At 62.1% G+C, this 15,900-nt stretch carries 15 protein-coding genes; 9 read left to right on the top strand and 6 right to left on the bottom strand.

The window, feature by feature from the left end; translation table 11 throughout:
- Window position 1: 1 nt before the first annotated feature.
- The 3 genes from F7R20_RS19165 to F7R20_RS19155 form a co-directional block, all read right to left on the bottom strand.
- Complete coding sequence (locus F7R20_RS19165) at window positions 2-715, bottom strand: tetratricopeptide repeat protein (RefSeq protein WP_003204317.1); 714 nt, start codon at window positions 713-715, stop codon at window positions 2-4.
- A 56-nt stretch (window positions 716-771) separates the two neighbouring features.
- The gene (locus F7R20_RS19160) at window positions 772-1,995 is read right to left on the bottom strand and encodes a type II and III secretion system protein family protein (protein WP_003204315.1); all 1,224 of its coding nucleotides are present in this window, start codon (window positions 1,993-1,995) and stop codon (window positions 772-774) included.
- 479 nt (window positions 1,996-2,474) lie between these two features.
- The gene (locus F7R20_RS19155; protein ID WP_003204313.1) at window positions 2,475-3,101 is read right to left on the bottom strand and encodes an alanyl-tRNA editing protein; all 627 of its coding nucleotides are present in this window, start codon (window positions 3,099-3,101) and stop codon (window positions 2,475-2,477) included.
- Window positions 3,102-3,191: 90 nt separating this feature from the next.
- Here F7R20_RS19155 and F7R20_RS19150 point away from each other — a divergent pair, with 90 nt between their 5' ends.
- On the top strand, window positions 3,192-4,190 hold the full coding sequence (locus tag F7R20_RS19150) for a LysR family transcriptional regulator (RefSeq protein WP_003204310.1): 999 nt from the start codon (window positions 3,192-3,194) through the stop codon (window positions 4,188-4,190).
- A gap of 163 nt (window positions 4,191-4,353) precedes the next feature.
- Here F7R20_RS19150 and F7R20_RS19145 read toward each other — a convergent pair whose 3' ends face one another.
- Together F7R20_RS19145 and F7R20_RS19140 are read right to left on the bottom strand one after the other, a co-directional pair.
- Window positions 4,354-4,761 carry a PA2817 family protein gene (locus tag F7R20_RS19145; RefSeq protein ID WP_003204309.1) on the bottom strand — a complete coding sequence of 136 codons (408 nt, stop codon included), beginning with the start codon at window positions 4,759-4,761 and terminating at the stop codon, window positions 4,354-4,356.
- A gap of 89 nt (window positions 4,762-4,850) precedes the next feature.
- Window positions 4,851-7,298, bottom strand: a complete 2,448-nt coding sequence (locus tag F7R20_RS19140) for an acyl-CoA dehydrogenase (protein ID WP_003204307.1) — start codon at window positions 7,296-7,298, stop codon at window positions 4,851-4,853.
- Window positions 7,299-7,558: 260 nt separating this feature from the next.
- Here F7R20_RS19140 and F7R20_RS19135 point away from each other — a divergent pair, with 260 nt between their 5' ends.
- From F7R20_RS19135 to F7R20_RS19120, 4 genes are all read left to right on the top strand, one after another.
- Window positions 7,559-8,218 (top strand): transglutaminase-like domain-containing protein, encoded by a 660-nt coding sequence (locus F7R20_RS19135; RefSeq protein WP_003204305.1) that lies wholly within the window; start codon window positions 7,559-7,561, stop codon window positions 8,216-8,218.
- Between the two features lie 45 nt (window positions 8,219-8,263).
- The gene (locus F7R20_RS19130) at window positions 8,264-8,887 is read left to right on the top strand and encodes a glutathione S-transferase family protein (RefSeq protein WP_003204303.1); all 624 of its coding nucleotides are present in this window, start codon (window positions 8,264-8,266) and stop codon (window positions 8,885-8,887) included.
- A 136-nt stretch (window positions 8,888-9,023) separates the two neighbouring features.
- Window positions 9,024-9,956, top strand: a complete 933-nt coding sequence (locus F7R20_RS19125; RefSeq protein ID WP_003204301.1) for an ABC transporter ATP-binding protein — start codon at window positions 9,024-9,026, stop codon at window positions 9,954-9,956.
- A 2-nt stretch (window positions 9,957-9,958) separates the two neighbouring features.
- Entirely contained in the window at window positions 9,959-10,738 is a 780-nt protein-coding gene (locus tag F7R20_RS19120; protein WP_003204300.1) for an ABC transporter permease, read from the top strand.
- Window positions 10,739-10,824: 86 nt separating this feature from the next.
- Here the strand turns inward: F7R20_RS19120 and F7R20_RS19115 are convergent, their stop codons facing one another.
- Window positions 10,825-11,340 carry a DUF2062 domain-containing protein gene (locus tag F7R20_RS19115; protein WP_003204298.1) on the bottom strand — a complete coding sequence of 172 codons (516 nt, stop codon included), beginning with the start codon at window positions 11,338-11,340 and terminating at the stop codon, window positions 10,825-10,827.
- 144 nt (window positions 11,341-11,484) lie between these two features.
- On the opposite strand from F7R20_RS19115, the gene F7R20_RS19110 reads away from it, so the two are divergent.
- The 4 genes from F7R20_RS19110 (at window position 11,485) to lpxK (ending at window position 15,898) form a co-directional block, all read left to right on the top strand.
- Window positions 11,485-13,731, top strand: a complete 2,247-nt coding sequence (locus F7R20_RS19110) for a DNA internalization-related competence protein ComEC/Rec2 (protein WP_003204296.1) — start codon at window positions 11,485-11,487, stop codon at window positions 13,729-13,731.
- A 96-nt stretch (window positions 13,732-13,827) separates the two neighbouring features.
- Window positions 13,828-14,463, top strand: a complete 636-nt coding sequence (locus F7R20_RS19105) for a MotA/TolQ/ExbB proton channel family protein (RefSeq protein ID WP_003204294.1) — start codon at window positions 13,828-13,830, stop codon at window positions 14,461-14,463.
- Window positions 14,460-14,888 (top strand): ExbD/TolR family protein, encoded by a 429-nt coding sequence (locus tag F7R20_RS19100; protein WP_003204292.1) that lies wholly within the window; start codon window positions 14,460-14,462, stop codon window positions 14,886-14,888. Before F7R20_RS19105 ends, F7R20_RS19100 begins: the two co-directional genes overlap by 4 nt.
- Window positions 14,888-15,898: a tetraacyldisaccharide 4'-kinase gene (lpxK, locus tag F7R20_RS19095; RefSeq protein ID WP_003204290.1), complete on the top strand. Its 1,011-nt coding sequence runs from the start codon at window positions 14,888-14,890 to the stop codon at window positions 15,896-15,898. The genes F7R20_RS19100 and lpxK overlap by 1 nt, the downstream gene beginning before the upstream one ends.
- The last annotated feature ends 2 nt before the right edge of the window (window positions 15,899-15,900 follow it).

Below are 15,900 nucleotides of genomic sequence, written 5' to 3'. Positions count from 1 at the left end.
TCTACTTGACCGCGCCGGTTGAGGCGTCGACAACCTCGGTCAGGCGGTTGGCTTGTGACGTCACTGCGTTAGCGGCCGAACCCCTGATTTTTTCCGCACGGGCTTGGGCATCTGCCACTTGCTGGGGGCTCAGCTTGGCCATGTTCGCGAGCTCGGCGGCCTGCTTCCAGTTATCCTGGTAGATCAGCAGGGTCACCATATTGAGTGCTGCCAGCGAGTCTGACTGCTGGAGCTCCATCGCGGTCATGAACTCGAAGCGGGCTTCTGAAACGCGTCGTTGGTTGAGGTAGACGACCCCCAGGTCGTTGCGGATCTTGCCTTCGGTCGGGGCCATTTTCGCTGCGCGTTCGAGGTATTGCGTAGCGGCCGCATTGTCATTTCTGGCGGCTGCCAACTGGCCAAGGCCATGTTCACCGTCTGCGGCCAGGCATGTCCCGAGCAGGCTTTTGTACAACGGTTCGGCCTCGTTGCGGCCCATCAGGCGCAGCACCCGAGCCTTGCGCAGGCGGACCTGGACCAAGTCCTCGGGCAAGCGTTCGAGGTTCGCCAGGCTGGCGTACAAACGACCTTCGTTGGCCATGTCTTCGGCCATGTTCAGGGCCAGTTCCTGGTCGGATCCGGGCTTGGCGCAATCGGCCGTGCGTGAAGCCACTACGCTGTTGCTGGCACAGCCGACAAGCATCAAGCTCGCCGCTATTGCGATCACTGCTTTCATTGAATGCCCCTTGGCAACCCGTTGGATATCGGATGCCTTGCCCATCAGGTGCCGGCTCATTGGGAAAGCCCGCTGCGGTTGTCGAACTCGCCATGTTCGAGGAAGTACATGCGGTAGAAATTCGGGTCGTAATTACGCAGTTGCTCGCCCGGCAATGTCGGCAGTTGCGCATCGGCCGCCAACGGTTGGACCAGGTGCGGCGTGACGATCATCAGCAGCTCGCGCTCTTCGCGGTTGATGGAGTTGTCGCGAAAGAACGCGCCGAGAATCGGCACATCGCCCAGCCCCGGAAACTTGTTCACCTGGGAGCTGTTGCGCGTGCTGATCAGGCCGCTGATGACGAAGCTTTCGCCATCGGCCAGGGCGATACTGGTATCGGTACGGCGTACCGTGAGCGCCGGAACCAGCGTCCCGGCGATGTTCACCGCGTTGGTGAAGTCCAGCTCACTGACTTCCGGTGCCACCTTCAGCATGATGCGATTTTTGCCGATGACGGTGGGCGTCAGGGTCAGGCGGATGCCGAACTCCTTGTACTCGATGGACACGTTGTCGCTGCCGGCACTGGGCACCGGGATCGGCACTTCGCCACCGGCCAGGAAACTGGCGCTCTGCCCACTGAGGGCCACCAGGCTCGGCCGCGCCAGGGTATAGGCGAAACCGCTGCCTTCCAGTGCGTTGATCATCAACAGCGTTTTACCGGTGGCAAAAGACAGGTTGAACATGTCGTTATTGACCGGTAATGAAGGCCGGACAATACCGCCGACGGTGGGCAATGTCCTCGGCGAACCGAACAGGAAGTTGCCACGGGTGCCGAAAATCGACGTCGAGGCTTCCTTGAGCTTGGTCCGGCTGACTTCAACGAAACGAATGTCGGTCTGCACCTGGGCGAGCAGCATCGGGTCTTCGGAAGGGATGCTCGCTGCGCTGGTCAGCGCCTCGGTGGCCCGGCCTTTGACAAAGACCATGCTCTGGCGCGGTATCTTCGAACAGTCGGTCCAGACCATCAGGCTGGTGGCGCCTGGCGCCAGGCCCGTGAGAATAAACGCATCGCTGCCACTGGGCTGCACATCGGCAATTTTCGGGTCGCCGACTGCCAACTTCGTCACGGGGGCGAGGATGCGCAGTTCGCTCTGGAGCCCTTGGCCGACCTCGAAGGTTGCCGGCAAATTGTCCAGTTGCGAACAATTTGCCGCTGCGGCCTGGGCCGCATCCAAGCCAAGACCCATCCAGAACAGGCCATGAATGAAATGTTTTAGAACGGGAGCAGTACGATGGGTCATGAAGTGATCCTCGATGAAGAGACCATCCCTAGGCTTAACTATTTGCCTCGGATCACTTAAGAGGCCCGGGCTACCCCTTTCCATCTAGCCTGATGGTCCATTGGGTCCGGTTTCAGGCCTCGTCGCTTACCAGCAAACGGGCGCATTTCACCGGCCTGACTGACCGACAGGCTGCTTGCAAACGACTTTTCGGTACCCGGGGGCTCCGGGATTTTCGAAGGCAACGACGGTGTCGATCAGGTCGCTTCAGGAGCGTTTTGCCGACCCTGTCATCGCTTCTGTTTGACGGTAGTTCAAGCATGGCAAAGCGCCACGCCTTGAATAAAAAAAATGACTAAAAAGTGACGGAAGGGAAAAACTCGCGCAAGCGTGCGTCAATAATCTGTCTTTTTGTGTTGTGAAGGGGATTTGCAGGAGCCAGATCTGACAGGGGGAGGCGAGGCCTGCGAGCCATTGCTGGTCGCAGGGGTTGGCGGATATCAGGCCACGTGGTAGTGCACTGACAGTGTTCCTTTCTTCTGCGAAAGCGAGGCGATGGTGACTGTTCCCAGGTCTTGCAGGCGCTGCACGTGAGTGCCGCCGCAACCGTAGGCGGCAAGCTCACCGAAACCGACTTCGCGCAGGCCTTCGCGTAACGTGATCAGGCGCGGCAGGTCGTTGGCAATCCATTCGTCGATGCCTTGCTGAATGATCGAGATGTCCAGTTCCTGAGGATTTCCCCCCGGCTGGAACTGCACGCGGCTTTCACCGGGCCAATGGTGGGCCTTGATCGGTGTCCAGCCACGGGTTTCGGCGAAATGGCCGATCAGATGCCCAGCCGAGTGCAGGCGCGCATTCAGCTGCCGACGCTGCGCATCCACGCTGATCGCAGCCGTGCCCAAGGCCACCGGACGGTCGACGTAATGGACGATCTGTGGCCCTTCCTGGACCACGCGCAGCACCTGGCTTTCACCGATCCATCCGGTGTCGCAGGGCTGACCGCCACCCTGGGGGTGGAACAGCGTGGCGTGCAGCACCACGGCAAACTCATGGTCCCGGGGGCTGCAATCCAGGACTTCCGCGTTGGCCTTGAGGTCATCGCTATGGAAAAAGAGGCGAAGCGTCATGTGCCATACCCACATCAGAAATTGTGACGGGATTATAGATAGAGCGTAAAAGGGTGATAATCCGTTCAAATTTCAATGGACTGTTGCGCCATGAGCACAAATCTACCGTTGCCGTTGCTGGCCGAAATGGCCATCTTCGTCAAGGTCGTGGAGACCGGCAGCTTCTCCGAGGCGGCCCGCCAGTCAGGTTCATCACCGTCGGCCATCAGCCGCAGTATTTCTCGCCTGGAGAAAGCCCTGGCGACCCGTTTGTTGCAACGCACCACCCGCAAGTTGCGTTTGAGCGATGGTGGGGAAGAGGTGTTCAAGCGCTGTCAGGAAATGGTTGCCGCCGCTCGGTCAGTGATGGAAATCAGCGGGCAGTTCACCCAGGAGGCTGAAGGCCGCATCCGCGTCAGCGTACCCAAGGCGGTGGGGCGTTTCGTGATTCATCCGCACATGCCCGAATTCTTGCGTCGTTATCCGAAGGTCGATGTGGAGCTGTTCCTGGAGGATAGGCAGGTTGACCTGATCGACGATCATGTCGACCTGGCCATCCGGATTACCGATCAACCTCCGGTCGGGCTGGTGGGGCGTCAGTTGCTGACCATCGATCACCTGCTTTGCGCCACGCCGCAATACCTGGCCGAACATGGGACGCCCACACATCCTCATGACCTGTTGGAACACAGTTGCATTTACCTGGGGGTGACCCCGAACGACGCGCGGTGGAAATTCAAGAAAGGCAGCAAGTCCGTCACCGTCGGCGTGCACGGGCGCTACGCGGCCAATCACACGGGTGTGCGGTTGGGGGCCGTCTTGCAGCACATCGGCATTGGCAGCCTGCCGTACTTCACCGCCCGCCATGCCTTGGAGCAAGGCTTGATCGTGCAGGTATTGGCCGACTGGACGTTCCTGGCTTCCTATCACGGTGGCTTGTGGTTGCTGCATTCCCCGACTCGCTACCTGCCGCCCAAGCTGCGGGTGTTCATTGATTATCTGGTGGCGTGCCTGGAGAAAGAGCCGACCTTGAGCACGGTGGGCGGCGGGAGTGGCCCTAGCAAGGTCGTGACGGGTTATGAGTTGCCGGAGAGTGATGGATTGTTTTGACCGGCCTCATCGCGAGCAAGCTCCCACAGGTGAGCGATGGTGAGCTGCGGCTTCTGTGGGAGCGAGCTTGCTCGCGATGGGGCCCGTCCAGGCAAAACACTTTGGCAAGGCAAAAAAAAGCCCGCCGGGTTAATCGTGCGGGCATTTGCATGACGGATCGCAATCAGTGCTTGCTGTCCTGGTCCGACATCGCCAGCAATTGCTTTTCCTGGTTCCAGTCGAAAGGCTCGTCGTTTTGCTCGGCTTCGAAACGACGCTCCTCCAGGGCCTGGTACAGGGCGATTTCTTCGTCGGGCATGTAGTGCAGGCAGTCACCGGCGAAGTACCAGAGCAGGTCGCGAGGCACCAGGTGGGCGATCTGTGGGTAACGGACGATCACTTGGCACAGGAGGTCCTGGCCCAGGTACTGGCTTTCGATCGGGTCGACGGGCAGTTGCGCGCGCAACTCGTCGAAGCGCTCCAGAAACAGGGCATGGCTTTCTTCGGGCACCTGTTCGGCCTCACCCACGGCGACCAGGATGCTGCGCAAGTGGTCAAGCAAGACAAGGTGATCGGCAACGACATTGGACACGAGATAAGTCCTCAAGAGCAAAACGGGCGCAGGAGTATAAAGCCCTTGCGCCTGCTTTTATAGATGAGGAGCGTAGCTGGCCGTCAGGATCAACGGACCTTGTCCTGCGCCAGCGTCAACTCGTCCTTATCAAAATCATCCACATCGATGACCTTGCGCCGCGCCGCCTCGGCAGCGCGCAAGGTCTGCGCTTCACCGGCTTGCAGCACGCCGGCCTCCAGGGCCGCATCGATGAGGGGTTCGCCTGGCGCAGGGTTGAGCTGACCCTGCTTGAGCGCCACGTGCAGTTTCTTGTGCAGCGGATGGGCGGCGGCCAGCAGGTCGGCGGCGTGTTGCAGGGCGCCCACCGGATCATCGGCTGATTGTGGGCGATAGCAGCCCTGCAGCAACTCTTCGAGGGTCGGGTCACCCTTGGGCCGACCGATGACCGCCGCCACCTCGGCGTCGAGCCTGTCGCTCGGGCCCTTGTGACGGCGACCGAAGGGGAACACCACCAGGCGCAACAGGCAACCCAGCACCCGGTTCGGGAAGTTGCTCAGCAGTTCATCCAGCGCACGTTCCGACTGGCCCAGGCTTTCCTCCATGGCCCAGGTGAACAGCGGTGTCATGTGGTCCGGCGAGTCCAGGTCGTGATAGCGCTTGAGTGCGGCGGACGCCAGGTACAGGTTGCTCAATACGTCGCCCAAGCGGGCCGACAAGCGTTCCCGGCGTTTGAGTTCCCCCCCCAGCAGCATCATGCTCAGGTCCGCCAGCAGGGCGAACGCCGCAGCCTGCCGGTTGAGGGCGCGGAAATAACCTTGGCTCAAGGCATTGCCGGGAGCCTTCTCGAAATGCCCCAGGCCGAGGTTGAGCACCAGGGTGCTGGCGGCGTTGCTCACGGCAAAACCAATGTGCTTGAGCAGCAAGGCGTCGAACTCGACCAGCGCCTGGTCCTTGTCTTCACGGCTTGCCAGGGCCATTTCCTTGAGCACGAACGGATGGCAGCGAATGGCGCCCTGGCCAAAGATCATCAGGTTGCGCGACAGGATGTTCGCGCCTTCGACCGTGATGAAGATCGGCGCACCTTGCCAGCTGCGACCCAGGTAGTTGTTCGGGCCCATGATGATGCCCTTGCCGCCATGCACGTCCATGGCGTGGCTGATGCACTCGCGGCCGCGTTCGGTCAGGTGGTACTTGAGAATGGCCGACAGCACCGAAGGCTTTTCCCCCAGGTCCACGGCGTTGGCGGTCAGCATGCGTGCAGCATCCATCATCCAGGCGTTGCCACCGATGCGCGCCATGGCTTCCTGGATACCTTCGAACGCCGACAACGGTACGTTGAATTGCTCGCGCACCTGAGCGTACTGGCCCGTTACCAGGCTGGTGAACTTTGCAGCACCGGTGCCCACAGCCGGCAGGGAAATCGAGCGCCCGACCGACAGGCAGTTCATCAGCATCATCCAGCCTTTGCCGAGCATGGCCTGGCCGCCAATGAGGAAGTCCAGCGGGATGAACACGTCCTTGCCCCAGTTCGGCCCATTCATGAACGCGGCGCCAAGGGGTAGGTGACGGCGGCCGATATGCACGCCAGGGGTGTCGGTGGGAATCAAGGCGAGGCTGATGCCCAGGTCTTCTTCGTCACCCAGCAGGTGGTCGGGGTCATACGCCTTGAAGGCCAGGCCCAGGAGCGTGGCCACCGGGCCGAGGGTGATGTAGCGCTTTTCCCAGTTCAGGCGCAGGCCCAATGTTTCCTGGCCTTCCCATTCACCCTTGCAGATGACGCCGGTGTCGGGCATCGCCCCTGCGTCGGAGCCGGCCAGTGGCCCGGTCAGGGCGAAGCAGGGAATATCGTCGCCACGGGCCAGTCGCGGCAGGTAATGGTCGCGTTGTTCATCGGTGCCGTAGTGCAGCAGCAGTTCCGCCGGGCCGAGGGAGTTGGGGACCATCACGGTGGAAGCCAGGTCGCCGCTGCGCGTGGCCAGTTTCATCGCCACCTGGGAGTGGGCATAGGCGGAGAACCCCTTGCCGCCGTATTCCTTGGGAATGATCAGTGCGAAGAACCCGTGCTCCTTGATATGGGCCCAGGCTTCAGGCGGCAGGTCCATGGCCTGGCCGATCTGCCAGTCGCTGACCATCGCGCAGAGGGCTTCGGTGGGGCCGTCGAGGAACGCTTGCTCCTCCTCGGTCAGTTGCACCTTGGGGTAGGCCAGCAGCAAGTCCCAATCCGGGCGGCCGCTGAACAGTTCGCCGTCCCACCACACCGTGCCGGCGTCGATGGCGTCGCGCTCGGTCTCGGACATGGGCGGCAGGGTTTTCTGGAACCAGTCGAACATCGGCGCACTGAAATACCGACGGCGCAGGTCCGGTAGCAGCAGCGGGGCCGCGACAGCTGCGAGTACCACCCAGAGGATCAGCAGCAGCCAGCCGGGCGCATGGCTGAAAATGCCCATGGCCAACAGGTAGACCGCGACGATACCCAGCGCGGGCAGCGGGTCGATGCGCCGATGCGCCAGCCAGGCGATCCCGACGACCAGGACCAGTATCCACAACAACAGCATATGTAATCCTCCGTGAACCAAGGCAAAACCGACCTTCAGAGCTTAGACGGCATCTGCAAAACCGGCGGTCAGCGCAATGTGATTGATTTCGTGGGAAACCCTGGGTGCATTGCGCCAGTCTGGTTGGCAACAGCCGTGGGAAATCGTTCGTTAACAAGGTGAGAAAACGCCATTGTTTGGCCGGAATGCCGTTATCGCTGGCTGGGGGCTGTGGATAAACTCGAGGCAAGCGGTGATGTTTCCCGAGAGGTCTTCCCTTTATGCAGCAATACCTGAACCCCGGCCCCTTCATCGACAGCGATCACCCCGCGGTCATCGACTTCACCGAAACCCACCGCGGCACCGACCGCGACCCGCTGGCCCAGGCGGTCAGCCTGTATTACGCCGTGCGCGAGGCGGTGCGCTACAACCCCTATACCTTCAGTCGCGACCCGGTGACCCTGCGCGGCAGTTACGCGCTGGCTGCCGGCGAAAGCTATTGCGTGCCCAAGGCTACCTTGCTGGCCGGCTGCGCCCGGCATTGCGGCATCCCGGCGCGCATCGGCCTGGCGGATGTCCGTAATCACTTGTCCACGCCGCGCTTGTTGGAATTGCTCAGGAGCGACGTGTTCGCCATGCACGGTTATACCGAGCTGTACCTGAACGACCGCTGGGTCAAGGCCACGCCGGCATTCAACCAAGGGCTGTGCGAGTTGTTCGACGTGGCCCCGCTGGAATTCGACGGTCGCCACGACAGCGTTTTCCACCCGTTCAACCGGCAAGGGGCGAAGCTGATGGAATATGTCACCGACCACGGCCAGTTCGCCGATGTACCCGAAGCGTTCTTCTTCGAACACCTGGAAAAATGCTACCCGCACCTGTTCGGCGCGCAGGTGCCGTGCTTGCTCGGTGACATGCAGGGTGATTTGAGTCGCGCCTGATCCGGCGTATGCTGCGGCGGCATTTATCCATCGAGGGACGCCGTGATGCTGAAGATATGGGGCCGGAAGAATTCATCGAATGTGCGCAAGGCGTTGTGGTGCGCAGAAGAGTTGGGGCTGGCCTACGAGGCCATTGATGCGGGCGGGGCATTCGGTGTGGTGGACACGCCCGAGTACCGTGCGAAAAACCCCAATGGTCGGGTGCCAATGATCGAAGACGATGGCTTCGTGCTCTGGGAATCCAACACCATCGTGCGTTACCTGGCTGCTCGCCATGCGTCGGGTTCGGCCTGGTACCCCGCTGACATACAGGCACGGGCCCAGGCTGAAAAATGGATGGACTGGACCACCTCCAGCTTTGCCGCACCGTTTCGCACGGTGTTCTGGGGCGTCTTGCGTACCCCGGCCGAGCAACAGGACTGGGCGGCCATCAACGCGGCGATCAAAGAGTGCGACGACTTGCTGGCGATGGTCGAGCAGACCTTGAGTGAGCAGCCCTACCTGTCGGGTGATGAAATCGGCATGGGCGACATTCCCCTGGGCAGTTTCATTTATGCCTGGTTCGAGATGCCCATCCAGCGCGCTGCGCTACCTAACGTGCAGGCCTGGTACGCGCGGTTGCAGCAGCGTCCGGCCTACCGCAAGGCTGTCATGACCGCGTTGACTTAATACTTACTATCGACACACTTGACTGTACTTGTGCGGCGACGCCGAGCACCATTGCCTTCGTGCGCCGTGGTTGCATTGCTCGCCGCCCGCCCTTATCTATTCTTTTCCTCCCTCCCTTCTTGGTGCGTAATCCGATATGAGTTCCGCTCTGTCCATCCGGCAGCTAACCAAAACCTACGGCAACGGTTTCCAGGCCTTGAGTGGTATCGATCTGGATGTCGCCGAAGGTGATTTCTTCGCCTTGCTCGGCCCCAATGGTGCCGGCAAATCCACCACCATCGGCATTCTTTCCACGTTGGTGAACAAGACCAGCGGCACGGTGAACGTCTTTGGTCATGATCTGGACCGCGAGCCCGCCGCCCTCAAGCGCTGCATCGGCGTGGTGCCCCAGGAATTCAACTTCAACCAGTTCGAGAAGACCTTCGACATCGTCGTGACCCAGGCCGGTTACTACGGCATTCCGCCGAAGATCGCCAACGAGCGCGCCGAGCAGTACCTGACCCAACTAGGCCTGTGGGATAAGCGCGACGTGCCGTCCCGTTCATTGTCCGGCGGCATGAAGCGGCGCCTGATGATTGCCCGTGCGCTGGTGCATGAGCCGCGCCTGTTGATTCTCGATGAACCGACTGCCGGCGTGGACATCGAACTGCGTCGTTCGATGTGGGCCTTCCTCACCGAGCTGAACCAGAAAGGCATCACCATCATCCTCACCACCCATTACCTGGAAGAGGCTGAACAGTTGTGCCGCAACATCGGCATCATCGACCACGGCACCATCGTCGAGAACACCAGCATGCGCCAGTTGCTCAGCCAACTGCATGTGGAAACCTTCCTGCTGGACCTGAAAAACGACCTGACGACGGCGCCCCGGCTCATGGGTTATCCGGCCCGCCTGGTGGACAGCCACACCCTGGAAGTCCAGGTGGACAAAGCCGTGGGTATCACCGGGTTGTTCGCCCAGCTGGCCTTGCAGAACATTGAAGTGCAGAGCCTGCGCAACAAAACCAATCGCCTCGAGGAGTTGTTCGTGTCCCTGGTGGAGAAAAATCTGGCGAAGGTGGCGGTATGAGCATGAGTTCCGAACTGCGCCCCAACCTCATCGCCCTCAATACCATCGTTTACCGTGAGGTTCGGCGTTTCATGCGGATCTGGCCGCAGACGCTGCTGCCGCCGGCCATCACCATGGTCTTGTACTTCGTGATCTTCGGTAACCTGATCGGCCGGCAGATCGGCGACATGGGCGGCTTCACGTACATGGACTACATCGTGCCGGGGCTGATCATGATGTCGGTGATCACCAACTCCTATGGCAACGTGGTGTCGAGTTTCTTCGGCAGCAAGTTCCAGCGTTCGATCGAAGAGCTGATGGTCTCACCGGTGTCGCCCCATACGATCCTCATCGGCTATACCCTGGGCGGTGTGCTGCGCGGCCTGGCGGTGGGCCTGATCGTGACCCTGCTGTCGTTGTTCTTCACCCATTTGCAGGTGCATCACCTGGGGGTGACGGTATTGGTGGTGGTGCTCACGGCCACGATCTTTTCGCTGCTGGGTTTCATCAATGCCGTGTTTGCGCGCAACTTCGATGACATCTCCATCATCCCGACGTTCGTGCTCACGCCGCTGACCTACCTGGGCGGAGTGTTCTACTCGATTTCCCTGCTGCCGCCGTTCTGGCAGACCGTGTCCCTGGCCAACCCGGTGCTGCACATGGTCAATGCCTTTCGCTACGGCATCCTCGGGGTATCGGACATCAAGATCAGCATCGCCATTACCTTCATGCTGGTGGCGACCTTGGTGCTTTACATCGGTTGTGCGCGGTTGCTGGTCAGCGGGCGCGGGATGCGTACCTAACCTTCCTGTGGGAGCGAGCTTGCTCGCGATGGCGTCAGTATGAACGCCAAAAAAAGGCCTCCATTCCCAGGAGGCCTTTTTGCATTTCACATCCGGCTTTTCTTGCGCCGCTTCCACTGTCGGGCCACCCACCAGCGCCAGTAACTCATGGTGACGAAGTAGGCGAGGGCGCCGAGTACCAGTCCGGTCACCACCGAGCCGAGCAGGAACGGCTGCCACAAGGTGGACAACTGGCCGCTGATCCATTCCCAGGTCAGCTCTTCGGGCAACGTCCGGGCGGGCACGTCCATCAGCCAGGCGCCGGTCTGGTAAGTGCAGAAGAACACCGCCGGCATGGTGATCGGATTGGTCAGCCACACCAGGCTCACCGCAATCGGCATGTTGCCGCGCACTGTGATGGCCAGTGCGGCGGCCAGCAACATTTGCAACGGGATTGGCAAGAATGCGGCAAACAGGCCTACAGCCATCGCCCGGGCGACAGAGTGCCGATTGAGGTGCCAAAGGTTGGGATCGTGCAGCAGGGTGCCGAGAAAACGTAAGGATTTATGTTCCCGAATGCTCTCTGGGTCTGGCATGTAACGTTTGAAAAGGCGCCGGGGCATAAGGCTTCTCGGTCGGTTCAACGCATTAAGGCCGCAAGTATGTCCGGATTCTACGGCTGACAGATTCAGACTTTGTGACAATTGATAACGCCAGCGGTGCCGTGGACCGTCTATGCCTGAAGAGGGCACTCTCAAGGACGGGTTATGCGCACAGGGTTAGTCGCGCTTGCACTGGGGCTGTTGGCCCCGATTTTTTTGCCGGCACTGCCGCCGATATGGCTGATTACAGCCATGCCGGTGCTGGCGCTGATGGTGTTGCCGTTTCGAACCTACCCGCTGGGTTTTTTCCTGTTCGGGCTGGCCTGGGCCTGCCTGTCGGCGCAGTGTGCGCTGGATGACCGGTTACCCATCGCGCTCGACGGCGAAACCCGCTGGGTCGAGGGTCGAGTGATCGGTTTGCCGCAACAGGGCGAAGGCGTGATGCGCTTCGAACTGGCCGATGTCCATTCACGCCGTACCCGTCTGCCGACGGCGATGCGCCTCGCCTGGTTCGGTGGTCCGCCGGTCAACAGCGGCGAACGATGGCGATTGGCGGTGAAGCTCAAGCGGCCCAGTGGGCTGCTGAACCCGCACGGCTTCGACTATGCCGCCTGGTTGCTGAGCCGCGGCATCGGCGCGACCGGTACCATCAAGGATGGCCATCGCCTGCAAGCGGCCCGGGGGGCCTGGCGTGACGAGGTGCGCCAGGCGCTGGCACAGGTCGATGCCCACGGCCGCTCCGGTGCGCTGGCGGCTCTGGTGCTGGGCGACGGCGGCGGGCTGAGTCGCGAGGATTGGCAGGTGCTGCAAGACACCGGCACCGTCCACTTGCTGGTGATCTCCGGGCAACACATCGGCCTGCTCGCCGGCCTGGTGTACCTGTTGGTGGCCGGCGCGGCGCGTTATGGTCTTTGGCCGGTGGGTCTGGCCTGGTTGCCTTGGGCCTGTGGGCTGGCCTTCTGTGCCGCCCTGGGCTACGGCTTGCTCGCCGGCTTCGAGGTGCCGGTGCGGCGGGCCTGCGCGATGATCGGCCTGGTGCTGCTGTGGCGCTTGCGTTTCAAACAGCCAGATCCGTGGTGGGCATGGCTGCTGGCCTTCGTCGGGGTGCTGGTGTTCGACCCGCTTGCCAGCTTGCGGCCGGGGTTCTGGTTGTCGTTTGCGGCCGTGGCCATATTGATGTTCACCTTTGGCGCTCGCCTGGGGCCCTGGCGCTGGTGGCAAACCTGGACCCGTGCCCAGTGGCTGGTCGCGCTCGGCCTGTGTCCGTTGTTGTTGATCGTGGGTTTGCCGGTCAGCCTCAGCGGGCCGTTGGTGAACCTGCTCGCGGTGCCCTGGATCAGCCTGTTGGTATTGCCGCTGGCGCTGCTTGGCACGGCATTGTTGCCGGTGCCGCTCATGGGCGAAGGCCTGCTGTGGATTGCCGGTGGGCTGCTCGATCTGCTGTTCAAGGGGCTGGCACTGGTTGCCGGACGAATGCCGGCCTGGGTTCCTGCCGCAGTCCCGCCCTGGGCCTTGGGCATCGCCGCCTTCGGTGCTTTTTTGCTGCTGTTGCCCAAAGGTGTGCCGCTACGTGTACTGGGGTGGCCGATGGTGTTGCTGATGGTTTTTCCACCGCAAGAACACCTGCCGCAAGGGCACGCCGAGATCTGGCAACTGGACGTGGGCCAAGGGCTGGCGGTGCTGGTGCGGACCCGGCGGCACGCCCTGCTTTACGACGCCGGGCCGCGCTTTGGCGAGGCTGACGCGGGCGAGCGGGTCGTCCTGCCGACCTTGCGCAAACTGGGTGTGCGCCGCTTGGACCTGATGTTGCTCAGCCATGCCGACGCCGATCACGCTGGCGGTGCCCGCGCCGTGCGCAATGGGCTGCCGACGCTGGAAGTGATCAGCGGCGATCCAGACGCGCTGCCCGCCGAGCTGCTGGCCGGGCCTTGCGACAGTGGCAGGCGCTGGGAATGGGATGGGGTCGGGTTCGAACTGTGGCGGTGGGCCTCTGCCGTCGAGAGCAACCAGAAGTCCTGCGTCTTGCTGGTGGAGGCCGGCGGTGAACGCCTGCTGCTGACCGGCGATATCGACACCCCTGCCGAGCGCGCCTTGCTCGACGAGGCCCTGGCCGTGCCGATCCAGTGGCTGGCCGCGCCGCATCACGGCAGTCGCAGTTCGTCGTCGATGGCGTTGCTGTCGCGTCTCAAGCCGCATTCGGTATTGATCTCTCGAGGGCAGGGCAATGCGTTCGGCCACCCTCATCCCCAGGTGATGGCCCGGTATCGGCGCTCAGGCCTGGCGATCTACGACAGTGCCGAGCAGGGCGCCATTCGTCTGCTACTGGGGGCTTTCGGGGTGCCGCGCACCGAGGCCGGGCACCGCCGTTATTGGCGTGATCCGCCAGCCGTCGGGCCACCGGGGCAATATTGATCCAGCGCAATCGGCTGATGCGCTTATCGGTGGGGGCGGGTCTGCAAGGCGAGTCTGTGTGATAAAGTGGCGCACTTTTTCGAGGGGGCAGTCACTGTGTGGGAATTGGTCAAATCCGGCGGCTGGATGATGTTGCCGATCATTCTGAGTTCCATCGCGGCACTGGGTATCGTTGCCGAACGCCTGTGGACCCTGCGGGCCAGCCGCGTGACCCCGGAGCATCTGCTCGGGCAGGTCTGGGTCTGGATCAAGGACAAGCAGCTGAACAAGGACAAGCTCAAGGAGCTGCGAGCCAGTTCGCCCTTGGGGGAAGTCCTCGCCGCCGGCCTGGCGAACTCCAAGCATGGTCGCGAGATCATGAAGGAGTGCATCGAGGAAGCCGCCGCCCGGGTCATCCATGAACTGGAGCGCTACATCAATACCCTGGGCACCATCGCCGCCATGTCCCCGCTGCTGGGCCTGCTGGGTACGGTGCTGGGCATGATCGACATCTTCAGTGCGTTCACCGGCTCCGGCATGACCACTAACGCCGCGGTGCTGGCGGGGGGGATCTCCAAGGCTTTGATCACCACCGCTGCTGGCCTGATGGTCGGTATCCCTTCGGTGTTCTTCCACAGGTTCCTGCAACGCCGCGTCGACGAGTTGGTGGTGGGCATGGAGCAGGAAGCCATCAAGCTGGTCGAGGTGGTGCAGGGGGACCGTGACGTGGACCTGGCTGGGGGCAAGAAGTGAAATTCCGCCGCAAGCCACGGGAAAACATCGAGATCAACCTCGCGTCGCTGATCGACGTGGTGTTCATCCTGCTGCTGTTTTTCGTCGTGACCACCACGTTCACCCGGGAAACCCAGCTCAAGGTTGAATTGCCACAGGCCGTCAGCGGCTCGCCGGCCGAAGACCAGCAACTGAAGAACCTGGAAATCACCATCAGCGCCGAAGGGGCGTTCTCGGTGGACAACCAATTACTGCCCAAGAGCGACCTGGCGAGCCTGATCGAGGCCCTGCAGAAAGAGTCTGGCGGCGACACCAACCTGCCGCTGTCCATCAGCGCCGACGGCAAGACCCCTCACCAATCGGTGATCACCGCCATGGACGCGGCTGGCAAGCTCGGTTTCAGCCATCTGCGCATGACCACGGTCGAGGCGGCCCCCGCACCCTGATGGCCATGTCCGATCGATTGCTTGCCGCGTGGTATGAAGGTCACCCGGCCCTGACCCTGCTACGGCCGCTGGAGTGGTTGTACCGACGGGTGGTGGTGGGCAAGCGCGAGCGTTTCCTGGCGGGTGAAGGCCAGATCTACCAGCCCCCCGTGCCGTTGGTCGTGGTGGGCAATATCACCGTTGGCGGCACCGGCAAGACGCCGTTGATCCTGTGGATGATCCAGCACTGCCAGCGCAGTGGCCTGCGGGTCGGCGTGGTCAGCCGGGGTTACGGCGCCAAGCCGCCGCAACTGCCTTGGCGGGTCGCGGCCGAGCAGGGCGCCGACGTCGCGGGTGACGAGCCGCTGTTGATTGTCCAGCGCACCGGTGTGCCGTTGATGATCGACCCTGATCGCAGTCGCGCCATCCAGGCACTGCTGGAGGCCGAACCGCTGGACCTGATCCTGTCCGACGACGGCATGCAGCATTATCGGATGGCCCGCGACCTGGAGCTGGTGTTGATCGACAACGCCCGTGGCCTGGGCAACCGACGTTGCCTGCCTGCAGGGCCGTTGCGCGAGCCGGTCGAGCGCCTGCAATCGGTCGACGCCGTGCTGTACAACGGCGCCAGTGCCGACCGCGAAGACGGTTTCGCCTTCCAATTGCGTCCCACCGCGCTGGTGAACCTGGCCAGTGGCGAGCGGTGCTCCCTTGAGCATTTTCCACCCGGCCAGGCCCTGCATGCCGTGGCCGGCATCGGCAATCCCCAGCGTTTCTTCAAGACCCTCGAAACGCTACACTGGCGGCCAATACCGCATGGGTTTGCCGACCACGCCGAATACAGCGCCCAGGCCTTGAGTTTCACGCCATCGCTGCCGGTGGTCATGACGGAAAAGGACGCAGTCAAATGCCGTGCCTTCGCCGCACCCGACTGGTGGTACCTGGCGGTAGACGCCGCGCCGTCGCCGGCCTTCGCGGCCTGGTTCGATACGCAGTTGATGCGCCTGTTGCCGGATCGGCTTTTGCCTTAAAA

Source organism: Pseudomonas brassicacearum subsp. brassicacearum (assembly GCF_008801605.1).
In the GTDB taxonomy this organism is placed as follows: Bacteria; Pseudomonadota; Gammaproteobacteria; order Pseudomonadales; family Pseudomonadaceae; genus Aquipseudomonas; species Aquipseudomonas brassicacearum.
This window is presented reverse-complemented; position numbering and strand designations above follow the sequence as displayed.

Bases quoted from the DNA above. Each gene is read 5' to 3' on its own strand.
- lpxK (WP_003204290.1), top strand. From the start codon at position 14,888: ATGGCCATGTCCGATCGATTGCTTGCCGCGTGGTATGAAGGTCACCCG.
- F7R20_RS19120 (WP_003204300.1), top strand. From the start codon at position 9,959: ATGAGTTCCGAACTGCGCCCCAACCTCATCGCCCTCAATACCATCGTT.
- F7R20_RS19125 (WP_003204301.1), top strand. From the start codon at position 9,024: ATGAGTTCCGCTCTGTCCATCCGGCAGCTAACCAAAACCTACGGCAAC.
- F7R20_RS19160 (WP_003204315.1), bottom strand. From the start codon at position 1,995: ATGACCCATCGTACTGCTCCCGTTCTAAAACATTTCATTCATGGCCTG.
- F7R20_RS19150 (WP_003204310.1), top strand. From the start codon at position 3,192: ATGAGCACAAATCTACCGTTGCCGTTGCTGGCCGAAATGGCCATCTTC.
- F7R20_RS19165 (WP_003204317.1), bottom strand. From the start codon at position 715: ATGAAAGCAGTGATCGCAATAGCGGCGAGCTTGATGCTTGTCGGCTGT.
- F7R20_RS19130 (WP_003204303.1), top strand. From the start codon at position 8,264: ATGCTGAAGATATGGGGCCGGAAGAATTCATCGAATGTGCGCAAGGCG.
- F7R20_RS19135 (WP_003204305.1), top strand. From the start codon at position 7,559: ATGCAGCAATACCTGAACCCCGGCCCCTTCATCGACAGCGATCACCCC.
- F7R20_RS19110 (WP_003204296.1), top strand. From the start codon at position 11,485: ATGCGCACAGGGTTAGTCGCGCTTGCACTGGGGCTGTTGGCCCCGATT.
- F7R20_RS19155 (WP_003204313.1), bottom strand. From the start codon at position 3,101: ATGACGCTTCGCCTCTTTTTCCATAGCGATGACCTCAAGGCCAACGCG.
- F7R20_RS19115 (WP_003204298.1), bottom strand. From the start codon at position 11,340: ATGCCCCGGCGCCTTTTCAAACGTTACATGCCAGACCCAGAGAGCATT.
- F7R20_RS19140 (WP_003204307.1), bottom strand. From the start codon at position 7,298: ATGCTGTTGTTGTGGATACTGGTCCTGGTCGTCGGGATCGCCTGGCTG.